The organism is Spirosoma aerolatum (assembly GCF_002056795.1).
In the GTDB taxonomy this organism is placed as follows: Bacteria; Bacteroidota; Bacteroidia; order Cytophagales; family Spirosomataceae; genus Spirosoma; species Spirosoma aerolatum.
This window is the reverse complement of sequence record NZ_CP020104.1, coordinates 5,315,372-5,327,796: the sequence shown is the minus strand read 5'-3', so window position 1 is coordinate 5,327,796 and position 12,425 is coordinate 5,315,372. Positions and strand designations below refer to the sequence as shown.

General features: G+C 50.0%; 12 protein-coding genes. 6 read left to right on the top strand and 6 right to left on the bottom strand.

Annotated elements, in window-relative coordinates:
* The first annotated feature begins 4 nt into the window (after positions 1 to 4).
* The 4 genes from B5M13_RS22065 to B5M13_RS22050 all read left to right on the top strand — a co-directional run bounded on the left by B5M13_RS22065 (position 5) and on the right by B5M13_RS22050 (position 4,140).
* Entirely contained in the window at positions 5 to 904 is a 900-nt protein-coding gene (locus B5M13_RS22065) for a 1-aminocyclopropane-1-carboxylate deaminase/D-cysteine desulfhydrase (protein WP_080057728.1), read from the top strand.
* Positions 905 to 924: 20 nt separating this feature from the next.
* Positions 925 to 2,187 (top strand): acyl-CoA dehydrogenase family protein, encoded by a 1,263-nt coding sequence (locus B5M13_RS22060; protein ID WP_080057727.1) that lies wholly within the window; start codon positions 925 to 927, stop codon positions 2,185 to 2,187.
* A 41-nt stretch (positions 2,188 to 2,228) separates the two neighbouring features.
* Positions 2,229 to 2,858 carry a response regulator gene (locus tag B5M13_RS22055; protein ID WP_080057726.1) on the top strand — a complete coding sequence of 210 codons (630 nt, stop codon included), beginning with the start codon at positions 2,229 to 2,231 and terminating at the stop codon, positions 2,856 to 2,858.
* Positions 2,859 to 3,066: 208 nt separating this feature from the next.
* A complete protein-coding gene (locus tag B5M13_RS22050; protein WP_080060035.1) occupies positions 3,067 to 4,140 on the top strand; it encodes a phosphotransferase family protein in 1,074 nt (357 codons plus the stop codon).
* A 363-nt stretch (positions 4,141 to 4,503) separates the two neighbouring features.
* Here B5M13_RS22050 and B5M13_RS22045 read toward each other — a convergent pair whose 3' ends face one another.
* Together B5M13_RS22045 and B5M13_RS22040 are read right to left on the bottom strand one after the other, a co-directional pair.
* Positions 4,504 to 5,454, bottom strand: coding sequence for an L-threonylcarbamoyladenylate synthase (locus B5M13_RS22045; RefSeq protein WP_080057725.1), 951 nt, complete (start codon positions 5,452 to 5,454; stop codon positions 4,504 to 4,506).
* Positions 5,455 to 5,559: 105 nt separating this feature from the next.
* On the bottom strand, positions 5,560 to 6,027 hold the full coding sequence (locus tag B5M13_RS22040; RefSeq protein WP_080057724.1) for an FKBP-type peptidyl-prolyl cis-trans isomerase: 468 nt from the start codon (positions 6,025 to 6,027) through the stop codon (positions 5,560 to 5,562).
* 292 nt (positions 6,028 to 6,319) lie between these two features.
* Between B5M13_RS22040 and B5M13_RS22035 the strand changes: the two genes are divergently transcribed.
* Both B5M13_RS22035 and B5M13_RS22030 read left to right on the top strand, forming a co-directional pair.
* Complete coding sequence (locus tag B5M13_RS22035) at positions 6,320 to 6,673, top strand: YciI family protein (protein WP_080057723.1); 354 nt, start codon at positions 6,320 to 6,322, stop codon at positions 6,671 to 6,673.
* A gap of 158 nt (positions 6,674 to 6,831) precedes the next feature.
* On the top strand, positions 6,832 to 8,097 hold the full coding sequence (locus B5M13_RS22030) for an RNA polymerase sigma factor (protein ID WP_080057722.1): 1,266 nt from the start codon (positions 6,832 to 6,834) through the stop codon (positions 8,095 to 8,097).
* 62 nt (positions 8,098 to 8,159) lie between these two features.
* On the opposite strand, the gene B5M13_RS22025 is transcribed toward B5M13_RS22030, so the two are convergent.
* The 4 genes from B5M13_RS22025 to B5M13_RS22010 form a co-directional block, all read right to left on the bottom strand.
* Positions 8,160 to 9,080, bottom strand: a complete 921-nt coding sequence (locus tag B5M13_RS22025; protein WP_080057721.1) for an ROK family protein — start codon at positions 9,078 to 9,080, stop codon at positions 8,160 to 8,162.
* Between the two features lie 103 nt (positions 9,081 to 9,183).
* Complete coding sequence (gene kduI, locus B5M13_RS22020) at positions 9,184 to 10,068, bottom strand: 5-dehydro-4-deoxy-D-glucuronate isomerase (protein WP_080057720.1); 885 nt, start codon at positions 10,066 to 10,068, stop codon at positions 9,184 to 9,186.
* A 200-nt stretch (positions 10,069 to 10,268) separates the two neighbouring features.
* Positions 10,269 to 11,531 carry an L-fucose:H+ symporter permease gene (fucP, locus tag B5M13_RS22015; RefSeq protein ID WP_080057719.1) on the bottom strand — a complete coding sequence of 421 codons (1,263 nt, stop codon included), beginning with the start codon at positions 11,529 to 11,531 and terminating at the stop codon, positions 10,269 to 10,271.
* Positions 11,532 to 11,799: 268 nt separating this feature from the next.
* On the bottom strand, positions 11,800 to 12,408 hold the full coding sequence (locus B5M13_RS22010) for a tetratricopeptide repeat protein (protein ID WP_080057718.1): 609 nt from the start codon (positions 12,406 to 12,408) through the stop codon (positions 11,800 to 11,802).
* Positions 12,409 to 12,425 lie beyond the last annotated feature (17 nt).

Sequence of the window (12,425 nt, the reverse complement as noted above, 5' to 3'; positions counted from 1 at the left end):
TACAATGCATTCGCTTTTACAATCACTGGATAACCCCTTTCCCGAATCAATCAACATCCGGTTGCTGCTCAAGCGGGACGATCTGTTGCATCCGCATATATCGGGCAATAAATGGCGAAAGCTGAAATACAACCTGCTGGCTGCTCGCCAGCAGGGTTTCGATACGCTACTGACGTTTGGCGGGGCCTATTCCAATCATCTGTATGCTACAGCGGCTGCTGGTCAGGCGTTTGGCTTTCGAACGATTGGGGTTGTACGGGGCGACGAGCTGGCCCAGGCACCGCGTAACAAAACCTTGCAGGCCTGCGAAGACTATGGCATGACTCTTCATTTTGTCAGCCGGGCCGACTATCGGAAGAAGCAAGAGGAAGCATTTTGGGCCGATTTAATCGCTCAATTTGGATCGTGTTATATCCTGCCCGAAGGAGGAACCAACGAGCTGGCTATTCAGGGAACCGCCGAAATTATCCCTGAACTAATCGCTCAATTGGGCGCTATTCCCGATTATGTATGTTGTCCGGTGGGTACGGGTGGAACTGTGGCAGGATTAGCTCTTTCGGCTCCCGAAAGAATGCAGGTTATCGGATTTGTAGTCTTGAAAGCCGATTCGGGTTTCGCGTTTCAGATTATCAGGGTTGCGGAATCTAAGCCGACGAACCTAACGTTACTCCCGGATTATCACTTCGGGGGCTATGCCCGAACGACTCCGCAACTGATCGAGTTTATCCGGGCGTTTGAGCGAAAAACAGGCCTTCTACTCGATCAGGTGTATACGGGCAAGATGCTGTTCGGAATTTACGACTTGGCCCGGCGCGGTTATTTTTCAGAAGGAGCTACGGTTGTGGCCATACATACCGGCGGGTTACAGGGTAGGAGCGACGAACTGACGATGCTAATTCCATAAAAAATCTACTAATTTCCCGCATGGAAACCATTTTTACCACCGAACGGGTCCGACCTTTACTAGTGCGGGTTCGTGAGTTTGTCGAAACAGAACTGATTCCGCTCGAAGCCGGCTTTTCGCATCAGAACCTGAAAGCCATTCTGCCTATTCTTGATCAAAAACGGGAACAGGTCAAAGCGGCTGGCCTTTGGGGCCTGGCACTTTCTGAAGCCGAGGGTGGACATGGGCTAACGCTTTGCGAGTTCGGGCAGATTAGCGAAGTACTGGCCTATGCGCCATTCTTCGGGCACTATGTCTTTGGCTGCCAGGCTCCCGACATTGGTAATATCGAACTCCTGCACAAGTTTGCATCGCCCGAATTGAAAGAGCGGTATCTGAAGCCGCTTATGGCAGGTGAAATCCGTTCCTGCTTCTCGATGACCGAACCTGATTTTGCCGGTTCTAATCCAACGCGTATGGCAACGCTGGCGGTGCGAGATGGGGATAGCTACGTCATTAACGGTCGAAAGTGGTTTACCTCCTCCGCCGATGGCGCTGCCTTTGCGGTGGTGATGGCCGTAACGAATCCAGAGGCAGCACCGCACCAACGCGCCAGTATGATTATTGTGCCAACCGATACCCCCGGCTTTACTATTGAGCGGAATATTCCGGTCTTCGGCGAAGCGGGTGAAGGGTGGTTTAGTCATGCCGAAGTGACCTATACCAACTGCCGGGTGCCCATGTCGAACGTCATTGCTGGTGAGGGAATGGGTTTTCGACTGGCGCAGGAACGTCTGGGGCCGGGACGTGTCCATCATTGTATGCGTTGGATCGGTAATGCTGAAAAAGCACTGGATCTGCTCTGCAAACGAGCCGCTACCCGAGAGATTGAAGATTATGTGATGCTTGGTGAAAAGCAGTTTATCCAGGACTTTATTGCCGAGAGCCGCGCCGAAATTGATGCCTGTCGGCTGTATGTACTCAATACGGCCTACATGATCGATACGGTTGGCGTAAGCAATGTCCGTGAGGCTGTATCGGCTATTAAATTCTTCGTGGCTAACGCATTCCTGCGCGTACTGGACCGGTCTATTCAGGTACATGGCGCGTTGGGCGTAACGGACGATACCGTACTGTCGGCGATGTATCGGCACGAACGAGGTGCCCGCATCTGGGATGGGGCTGATGAAGTGCATAAGCAGAATTTAGCAATTAGTATCCTCAAACGGTATGGTCTGGACATTAAACAAAAGGTAAAGGAAATCCGGCAGTTCCGTAAACTAATGGCGTCTCAGCAGGAATAAGTGTTTATATTAGGGCTACTTCGTGTTAAATCAGGAAACCTATGCCATTACGGCTCATTATAGCAGATGATCACCCTCTACTGGTTGATGGGGTACGGTCGGTACTTGATGAGATGGACGAGGTAGAGGTGCTTGACCCTGTAACCAATGGACATCAGCTATTGGACCGCCTGCAAAAGCAGTCAATCGACCTGGTTTTGCTCGATCTGAATATGCCGCATATGGACGGCATCGCTACATTGACGACGCTGAAAGAAAAACGACCTGATCTTAAAGTGATCATCTTCACCAGTTATGATCAGCCGAAGTTGATCAAGGAAATGAAAGCGTTAGGCGCTAATGGGTACTTGTTGAAAACGAGTCGTTCGGCGACCCTGAAAGCCGCTATTCGGGCAGTTGCTGCTGGTGAAAACTGGTTTCCTGAAACAGGAGTGGCTGTCCATACATCGGAACGATTGGTCGATGATTTCACTGTAAAATACCAGATAACGAAACGCGAGGTCGAAATAATCCGGCTGGTTGTGCAGGGGTATTCAACCCGTCAGATTGGCGAACAGCTGTTTATCAGCGAATTTACAGTGAATGCCCACCGCCGGAACATAGCCCGCAAACTGGGTATCGATACGCCCATTGGCTTGCTTAACTTTGCCAGGGAACAGGGACTGGTATAAATTGGTGCTTAGTATAAGGCTGTAACTAATAAAAACTGACCCTCACTGACTGATTCCAGTGTAATAAAACCCTTTGCGTATTTTCTGTCATTCCTCCTCCGTCGGAATGACAGAAAACTTAAATTACAGTGTACTGATAGACATAAAGTATGAGGTCGACCTTAGCCGCTTTACTTTCTACAGTTTATTTTACACATCCCAGCATCAAATGATTGCTCCTGATATGCCCCGGTCGGTTCGGACGGGCGACGAGTTGGATCAACTTCGGTTAACTACATATCTCCACGAGCACGTCCCAGACATGGGTGAGGTTGTGGACGTACGGCAGTTTCCAGGGGGCTTTTCAAACCTGACCTACTGGCTCAAAACGGCTCATGACGAATACGTATTACGTCGACCGCCCGTTGGGGCCAATATCAAAGGTGGGCATGATATGGGTCGTGAGTTTCGGGTGTTGTCGTTACTAAAAGGTCACTATGCTAACATACCGGAGCCGATTGTGTATTGCGAAACAACGGATGTACTCGGAGCGCCTTTTTATATCATGAAGCGCATTCCAGGTATTATTTTACGGGCAACGATGGCGCCAACGCTGACACTCGCTCCCGAACGTATGCGTCAGCTTTCTGAATCGTTGATCGATAATCTGGTAGCCATTCATCGGCTGGATATTGAAGCGACCGGGCTTGTTCAGCTTGGTAAGCCGGATGGCTACGTACAGCGACAGGTAGTGGGTTGGATGAAGCGATACCGACAAGCCGAGACGGATAAAATTCCGGCTATGGACCAGGTTGGCGACTGGCTTCAACAGAACTACCCGCGTGAGCAACCGCCCGCTTTTCTGCACAACGATTATAAGTATGATAACGTCATTCTGGCTCCTGATGAACGCACTGGCGAGCCAACGCCGGAAATTAAAGGGGTATTGGATTGGGAAATGGCCACCGTCGGCGATCCGCTGATGGACCTAGGCGCCACACTGGCGTATTGGTCTGAGGCAGGGGATAGTCCGGCCTATCGAAATTTTAACCTGACCTGGCTCCCCGGAAACCTAACCCGTCGGGAAGTGGTAGCCCGTTACGAAGCCCAAAGCGGTCGTGACCTGACCGATATTGTCTTCTATTACGTGTTTGGCCTTTACAAGAATGCCGTAATTGCCCAGCAGATTTACGCCCGCTGGAAGCAAGGCTACAGCCAGGATGCCCGCTTTGGCCATTTATTGCCCATGATTATTGAACTCGCTACCAAAGCGGCAGGGACGATAGAGCGGAAAATCGAATGAATTGTAGGAGGGACTAGCGGATCACCCGGAGGGCGATTTCCGGTAGGATTGTCAATGACAACGATGCTTATCTCAAAAACAAACGGCTCCAGAGCTGGGTCGTTCGCAAAAATATACCCGCTTGGCTTAAAGCGGACTTCATAAAGAATTGAATTGCTTGTCCTAAATAGAAATGTGTTTTCTTATTCATGGGGGAATTGGTAACCTAACGATTGGTGTTCCTGCTTCTGCATTGATCTTTTGTTAATTCTTCAGAGGTCATACTTGATCGTAGTTGATAGTTAAATCAGAAACGTGCCACCAATTAGCTAGGCTAGTGTCAACTTTCTAGTAAATAAAAAACAAAAATAGTGACAAAAAAAATTACTGCACACTCGCTCGTCGTAAACGGTCGTTCATGGCCCAGCCGAGTTCCTGATTGGGTAAAGGCTCTGCATAAATAACATCGACAGGCAGTGAATCCAGGGCGCGTAAGTAGGCGAACAGGTTTTTTGCCGCTTCGGCCAGGTCGCCGGTAGGAGAAAGAATACGTTGATTTCCGGGTAGAATTCCACCAAATGGTTCCCGGAAAGCCAAAGCACCAACACGCTTGCCCGGTTGCGGACTTTCGCCCGGTGCCAGAAGTTTAAGCGGTTTACGGGGGGCATAATGGCTGCTCAGCATCCCCGGTGCTTTGGGATTCGACGTAGAGTGCGTACGGACCTCAACCGGGCCAATCACCTGCTCGATCTGTTCAATGGCCAGTCCTCCCAATCGATACACCGTAGGCTGATTCTCTTCAAATCCTACAATCGTTGATTCGAGACCGACACCCGCTGCACCCCCGTCCAGAATATACGGCACCTGATTGCCAAGCTGGTCGGCCACATGCTGAGCCGTCGTAGGGCTTATATAGCCAAAGGGATTGGCACTCGGTGCCGCCAGGGGAAAATCCAGCGAGCGTAGCAAGGCAAGCGTTAAGGGGTGATTCGGTATCCTGACGGCTACACGGGGTAAGCCAGAAGTTACCAGGTCGGGGATGATGTCTTGCTTGGGAAGCAGCAGCGTAAGCGGACCGGGCCAGAAAGTCGTGGCCAGCTTTTGAGCTGCTTCCGGAATCTCCGTAACAAATTGACTAAGTTTATCGAGCGAATCCGTATGGACAATGAGCGGATCGAAAGAGGGGCGGTTCTTAACCCGAAAGACGGTGAGTACAGCATCGGAATTGAGCGCATTACCCGCTAATCCATAGACCGTTTCAGTAGGGATACCTACTACATTTCCTGCTTCCAGAAATGCCTTTGCTGCCTGTATGTCGGTTCCTATCTGGGACATACGTGCAAAGATAAGTACAGTTTACGGTCTTCGGATTACAGTGGCTAACGCGATAAGACTTATTGCTTCAGCCACTGTAAACCGAAGACCGTAAACTGTGAACTATTAATGATGCCCACCAGGTCCGTGAACATGGCCATGAGCCAATTCTTCGGGACTAGCATCGCGGACCTCAATTACTTCGACATCGAAATGGAGATTCTGGTCGGCCAGAGGGTGGTTGGCGTCAACCGTAATGTTTTCAGGATCAACACCGGTTACGGTAACTACCTGACCGTCGTTGGTTTGGAACTGCATACCAACTTCTATGTTCTGGCCACCAAATGCCCGGCGAGGTACTGCCTCAACAAGCTGTGGGTCGCGTTTGCCATAGCCTTTTTCGGGCGTTACGTCAATTTGAAAGTGGTCGCCTTTCGTACGCCCTTCCAGGCCTTCTTCCATACCCGGAATCAGGTTTTGTGCTCCGTGCAGGTAGTACAATGGGTCGCGGCCCTGGCTCGAATCCAAAATAGTCCCCTGATCATCACGCAGGGTATAATGGATAGCAGCTACCTTGTTTTTTGTAATGTTCATGATTGGTTTATTTACAGCATCGCCTGCTATGGCAATGCCTTCTTTTTAGTACAACAAGTAAACGGGGAAAGTTGCTTTTTAACTGATAAAATGGCAGGCTTCCCAGGTATTACCAGTCTTTTTCGTAAGGAATAAGCCCATTTTTTGTGAAACTTACTGTGCTGATTACGAGTGTATGTCAGTCTGATAAATAAAAAAAAGAAAAATTTTTAGCTTACCTGTCCGATTTACGGGCCGCCATTCGTCTTAGTGACGAAAAACAAATCAATAACCTCTAAAACAATCAAATCGAATGGACAAATTTATGCTCGTCTTTCACTCGCCGTATTCTCAGGAAACTGCATTGATGGATATGTCGCCCGAAGCCATGCAGGCCGAAATTCAAAAATGGAATACCTGGATAGGGGGTATTGCCGCACAGGGAAAACTGATCGGGACCGATGCATTGGCACCCATTGGGAAAACCATGACGAAAGGCGGACAGGTTATTACCGACGGGCCGTTTACCGAAGGGAAAGAGATTGTAGGGGGCTATATGTTGCTGACGGCAGCTAGTCTGGATGAGGCCGTCGAACTGGCGAAAGGGTGTCCCATGTTCGATTCGGAGGGCACCGTTGAAGTTCGGCCGATCATCAACTTCGAATAGGCATCTCTAGGTTCTGTTAGTCCGGTAGGTCTGATTTCGTACGGGGCCGCCGGATTAGCAGAACGCAGATTATCTGAAACTTAAACTATTAATCCCATCTAGCTACTTTATAGAGCTTATTCTGAGCGGATGGCGCTAAATTGACTATACGCATGCACATGCCTGACAACATAGTATCCTCAACCGAACCTGGTCAGCTCGTAAGTCACCTGTTCCGGCACGAAGCTGGTCGGATTGTATCGGTGTTGACCTGCATGCTTGGGTTCGATCGGGTTGATCAGGCAGAGGACATTGTGCAGGATACGATGGTACAGGCGTTGCAAAGCTGGCGATTTCAGGGCATTCCCGATAATCCGGGCGCGTGGCTGTATCGAGTAGCCCGGAACAAAGCGTTGGATGTAGTTCGTCGTGAAAAGCGGTTTCGGGAAATCAGTGTTCAAACGGATTATTGGCATCAACAGGAAAACGCCGATACGATGCAGGAGCGCTTCTTTTTCGATGAAGAAATCACGGACAGCCAGTTACGGATGCTATTTGCGATCTGCCATCCGGCTATTGGCATCGAATCGCAGATGGCGATGTGCCTGAAAATTCTTTGCGGGCTGAGCGTTCGGGAAATTGCTGGTGCCTTTCTGACTACCGAAGAAACAATTGCCAAACGGATTTACCGGGCCAAAGAAAAGCTCCGGCAAGACGGTATCCAGCTCGACGTTCCAATGGGCGCTCAATTGCTGGTTCGGCTGGATGCTGTTCTGAAAAGCATTTACTTGCTGTTTAACGAGGGGTATAATTCATCGAACCCTGATCAACTGATCCGGCAGGATTTATGCGAAGAAGCCATGCGGCTCTGTCTGTTGCTTGCGCAGACCCCTCGCACCCAGCAGCCTACTGTTGATGCGCTATTGGCACTTATGTGTTTTCAGGCTGCCCGTTTCGACGCCCGAACTGATGCTAGCGGGGCCATCATCCTGCTCGCCGATCAGGATCGAAGTCGCTGGAACCAGGCTCTCATTCGACGGGGGCATGTATACCTGAATCGTTCGGCCGAGGGAGCAGCGCCCGGTGAATATCATCTTGAAGCCGGTATCGCCATGCTTCATTGTATAGCTCCTACCTACGCGGCAACCGACTGGCCTACCATTTTGCTGTATTATGATCTGCTACTGGGCCTAAAGCCGTCGCCCGTGGTAGCGTTGAATCGGGCTGTTGCGCTGGCAAACGTAGAAGGTCCACAAAAAGCACTGACTGAAGTGGCTAACCTGTCCGGCTTAGATTCCATGCATCATTATCACGCTATTCTGGGTGATCTATACGAACAGAACGGCCAATTTGAACCCGCCCGGATTCATTACCAGCGTGCCATTCAACTTACGTCTTCGATGGCAGAGAAGGAATTGTTGAGGAAAAAAATGGAGAAGCAATGAGCGGACGGAGAAGCGGAAGGGCTGTAAAACCCTGGTGTTGCTTTCATCCCTTCCATACGTCCTTACATCAACGCGGCACCGAACACCCCGGCACTGTCGCCCAGTTTAGGCTTCAGAAACAACGTATTCAATCGGCCATCGTTGAATGCGTATTTTTTGGCTCGCTCAACACCCTCAGTATAGAGTAAATCGACGTTGCCAACGCCCCCACCCAGAATAATAGCGTCGGGGTCGAGCATGTTGACGATGGTTGAAACGGCTCGCCCGAAATACTCCAGCATCCGTTCAACGGTGGCTTCGGCATAGGGATCGATTCGCCTATGATACCGGTCGAGAATTTCTTTCAGATTTCGACTTTCACCACTTTGCTCGAGGTAGAACCGCTGGAGGGCCGGGCCCGAAATTACCTGTTCGTTACAGCCACGTTTGCCGCAGTAGCAGGCATAGCCGTTTTCTTCTAGAATATTATGGCCCCATTCGCCCCCGATCCCCTGCCTTCCGGCCTGTACGACAGGCTGTCCGTCGAGGCCACGAAACACTACCCCACCGCCCACACCCGTTCCGAGAATGACGCCGAAGACCATCCGGTAGTCAGGAATGACGTCCTGCACAATGCCCATAGTAGCCTCAGAAAGGGCAAAGCAATTGGCATCGTTGGTCGTGGTGACGGGGATACCCAGGGCCCGCATCAGATCATCGCGGAAGGGCATTCCGTTGATACTGGTCATGTTCGAGTTTTTCATGGTTCCCAGGCCAGGGTCCAGTGTGCCGGGGGTACAGAAGCCGATCTTATCAGGGGTGATACCCGTTTCGGCTTTTAGGAGATTGACGAGCTTAACGATCTGATTGATAATGTGATCGTAGCCGTAATGGGCTTCGGTGTCGATGCGTTTGCGAATCAGGATCGCATTGGGCGATGGAGCGGTAAGTACAACCCCTTCGATCTTGGTGCCGCCCAGGTCAACACCCCAGTAAGTTTGCATTGGGTAAAGGTTTCAGTTTTCGGTATTTGGTTTTCGGAAGTCTGGCGTTAAACTAATGATGCGTCAGTCCTGCGAAAATCATAAACCGAAAACCGTAAACAAGCTAACGAAGTTCGGTGATTGGACTGAAATCCATGTCGCCATAATCAAGGTTTTCGCCTGCCATACCCCAGATAAATGTGTAGTTGGAGGTGCCTGCCCCCGAGTGGATGGACCAGTTGGGCGAAATGACAGCCTGCTCGTTTTGCATCCAGATGTGGCGGGTTTCCTGCGGTTGACCCATAAAATGACAAACGCTTTGCCCTTCAGGGACTTCGAAATAGAAATACACTTCCATGCGTCGGTCGTGGGTGTGGGCAGGCATGGTATTCCAGATGCTTCCGGCTTTCAGTTCAGTCATGCCCATCTGCAACTGGCAGGTCGGTAGTACACTATTGACGAGCAACTTGTTGATCGTGCGGTGATTAGCTGTTTCAAGGCTACCCAGCGTGACAACATCAGCTTCGGCCCGCGATACTTTTCGGGTAGGGTAGTTGCGGTGAGCGGGTGTCGAATTCAGGTAAAATTTGGCAGGTTTGGCCTCGTCGTGCGACAGAAACTGTACGTCCTGGGTTCCCTGACCAATATAAAGCGCTTCTTTGTATTCCAGATCATAAGCAACCCCTTCTGCCATTACGCGTCCGGGGCCGCCCACGTTGATGATACCCAGTTCACGGCGTTCGAGAAAATAGGTTGCCTTGAGTTGATCGGGTGCTTCCAGCGTAAGCGTTCCGGCTACGGGCATAACGCCCCCCGTCAGGTAGCGGTCGAAAAAGGAAAGTACCCAGCGAAATTGATCGGCAACGAATAGGGTTTCGATCAGGAAATTCTGCCGAAGCTGTTCTGTATTCATCCCTTTCACTTCGTTTGGTGAGGAAGCATAGCGGCTTTCAAACGTAACCGTCTGTTCAGCCTGTTTATGGGCCACTGGGGTCAATTCAGTTTGCATATACTGGTTGCCTGTTGTCGGCAGGCGTTTAGGCGTATGAGGTAATCTGGTAGAGTAGCTGTCGGTTTATGGCTATCCCTTACCTATACTAAAATAGTCGTTAGTTGGTCTGTAATACTCCCTTGTAGACTGAATATTTTTGGTTTGACGTTGGTAGGCTTATCGTCACCAACGTCAAACCCTATCGTACAAATGCCAAATTACCTGACTTTTGAAAATTTAGCGCCAAACAGGAAGATAACGGCGTAGCAGATAATGGGCAGGTAATAAGCAGAGGCAATATCTTTATCGGCAATCTGTCCCATAAGCGGAGGAAAGAGGGCACCGCCAACTACACCCATCACAATAAAGGACGAGGCCTGTTGGGTATGTTTGCCTAATCCTTTCAGACCCAGACTGAAAATGGTGGGAAACATGATGCTGAAGAAGAAGTTGAGCATGATGAGTGCCACGAACGATATCCAGCCCCAGCTCTGTGCAATCAGCAAACACATGGTGATACTGCCCAGGGCAAACCCTGCCAGCAGCTTATTTGGGGCAATGAACCGCATCAGATACGTTCCAACAAATCGCCCGATCATCATCATAACCATGCTGAAGGAGAAGTAATAGGACGCTTTTTCGGCGGGGAAGCCCATTTTTTCGACGCCGTAGTTGATAAAGAACGCCCAGGTGCCACCTTGTGCGGCCACATTGAACAACTGGGCAATAGCCGCCCAGATAAAATGCGGATGCTGAAAAAGGGTTTTAGGCGCTTTTAAATCAGACGGTTCAGTCGGAACGGCATAGGCATCAGCCTCGGCTTCGAGAGAATGAGCGTCCTGGACAGGGGGAACTTTGACGAACGAGAACGCAATGGCAATACTCAGGATAACGGCGCCAATAATAACATAAAGCATCTTCACAGATTCCAGGTCGTTGGAATGTTCCTGACCACCTCGCAGGATGAAATAACCACCCAGCAGCGGCCCGATAACGGCTCCTAATCCGTTGAACGATTGTGCAAAATTAATACGCTGGTCGCTGGTGCGCTGGTCACCCAGACCGGCTACAAAGGGGTGTGCAACGGTTTCCAGCGTAGCCAGTCCGCAGGCCAGGATGAACAAAGCCCCCCGAAAAAAACCAAACGACTCGGCATTGGCCGCCGGAACAAACAGAAACGCACCGATGGCATACAGCCCAAGGCCCAATAAAACGCCATTTTTATACCCAAAGCGTTTCATGAACAAACCCGCCGGTATACCCATGACCGCATACGCCCCAAAAATGGAAAACTGTACCAGCCCTGACTCGGCCTTCGATACGTGCAGTACGTTCTGAAAATGCCGGTTCAAGACATCCCCCATCGTAATGGCAATGCCCCAGAGCATAAACAGGGAGGTGACGAACACAAGGGTAACGAGGTATTTGTTTTCGGTAAAAGCGGCCGGTTTCGATTTGTCCGCCAGGGATGTTGCCTGCATGAGAGTCGATTATAGTAATAAGTTAGGGCTAAACGATTCAATATGGCGTACTGAATACGCTGTTCACGGGTAATAAGTATTCAGTGCGCTCAAAATACCCTTTTCATTCAGAAATCGCGTGTTTATGAGAACTCTATGCGTATAACCATATCAGTCGTGGTGGCAATACACACAAAACTCATGAAAAGCCATACCCCGACTCTCCAGGGGGCTAACTTCTAGGCTGGTTGGCGGTCATTATTTCCAGTTTAAACCAGACTCACTGCGCTTATTTCAGGGCGGCTAGCCCTTGCGTGGCCGATGAATCGGTGGGGGTGTTGAGCAGGGCTCTGTTAAACAAAACACGGGCTTCATTGCCCTGACCCAGCATGTATTTGGTCCAGCCCAGCATGAGTAAGCTGTCATGGTCGAACGGATAGAGTTTAAGCACTTTCTGAAAATAGCTTTCTGCAGTTTTATACTCTTTCCGGTAATAGTACATTAGCCCGACTCGGTAATTGGTTACGGTATTGTTGGGATCGAGTCGGAGTACGGCCTGATATTGCTCGGTCACATTGTCCCAGTTATTGAGAGCTGATGCGGGTAAGGCATAGCCTAAACGAGCTTCGATGGAGGTGGGGCGTTGGGTAATCGCTTTTTGATAATAATTTACCGATTCGGTTAGTAAGCCCGCCAGGTAGTGAAGCCAACCTTGCCGTAGGTTTACCTCATACGAATCGTCGTTGGCTTTGCTTAAGGCCGCTATGGCTTTTTTGTATTCTTTTTTGGATTCATACGAATAGCTTTCTTTAAAAGCATTCAAGGTCTGGGCGTAGGTTTGCGACAATGAAACAAAACCGATAATAAGGATAAAGGCTATTTGCTGCGTGAATTTCATGGCAATGAATTGGTTTT

What these genes read in the sequence shown, in the direction of transcription:
- B5M13_RS22065 (WP_080057728.1), top strand. Translation starts at nt 5, where the DNA reads ATGCATTCGCTTTTACAATCACTGGATAACCCCTTTCCCGAATCAATC.
- B5M13_RS22035 (WP_080057723.1), top strand. Translation starts at nt 6,320, where the DNA reads ATGGACAAATTTATGCTCGTCTTTCACTCGCCGTATTCTCAGGAAACT.
- B5M13_RS22040 (WP_080057724.1), bottom strand. Translation starts at nt 6,027, where the DNA reads ATGAACATTACAAAAAACAAGGTAGCTGCTATCCATTATACCCTGCGT.
- B5M13_RS22060 (WP_080057727.1), top strand. Translation starts at nt 925, where the DNA reads ATGGAAACCATTTTTACCACCGAACGGGTCCGACCTTTACTAGTGCGG.
- B5M13_RS22045 (WP_080057725.1), bottom strand. Translation starts at nt 5,454, where the DNA reads ATGTCCCAGATAGGAACCGACATACAGGCAGCAAAGGCATTTCTGGAA.
- B5M13_RS22030 (WP_080057722.1), top strand. Translation starts at nt 6,832, where the DNA reads ATGCCTGACAACATAGTATCCTCAACCGAACCTGGTCAGCTCGTAAGT.
- B5M13_RS22055 (WP_080057726.1), top strand. Translation starts at nt 2,229, where the DNA reads ATGCCATTACGGCTCATTATAGCAGATGATCACCCTCTACTGGTTGAT.
- kduI (WP_080057720.1), bottom strand. Translation starts at nt 10,068, where the DNA reads ATGCAAACTGAATTGACCCCAGTGGCCCATAAACAGGCTGAACAGACG.
- fucP (WP_080057719.1), bottom strand. Translation starts at nt 11,531, where the DNA reads ATGCAGGCAACATCCCTGGCGGACAAATCGAAACCGGCCGCTTTTACC.
- B5M13_RS22010 (WP_080057718.1), bottom strand. Translation starts at nt 12,408, where the DNA reads ATGAAATTCACGCAGCAAATAGCCTTTATCCTTATTATCGGTTTTGTT.
- B5M13_RS22025 (WP_080057721.1), bottom strand. Translation starts at nt 9,080, where the DNA reads ATGCAAACTTACTGGGGTGTTGACCTGGGCGGCACCAAGATCGAAGGG.
- B5M13_RS22050 (WP_080060035.1), top strand. Translation starts at nt 3,067, where the DNA reads ATGATTGCTCCTGATATGCCCCGGTCGGTTCGGACGGGCGACGAGTTG.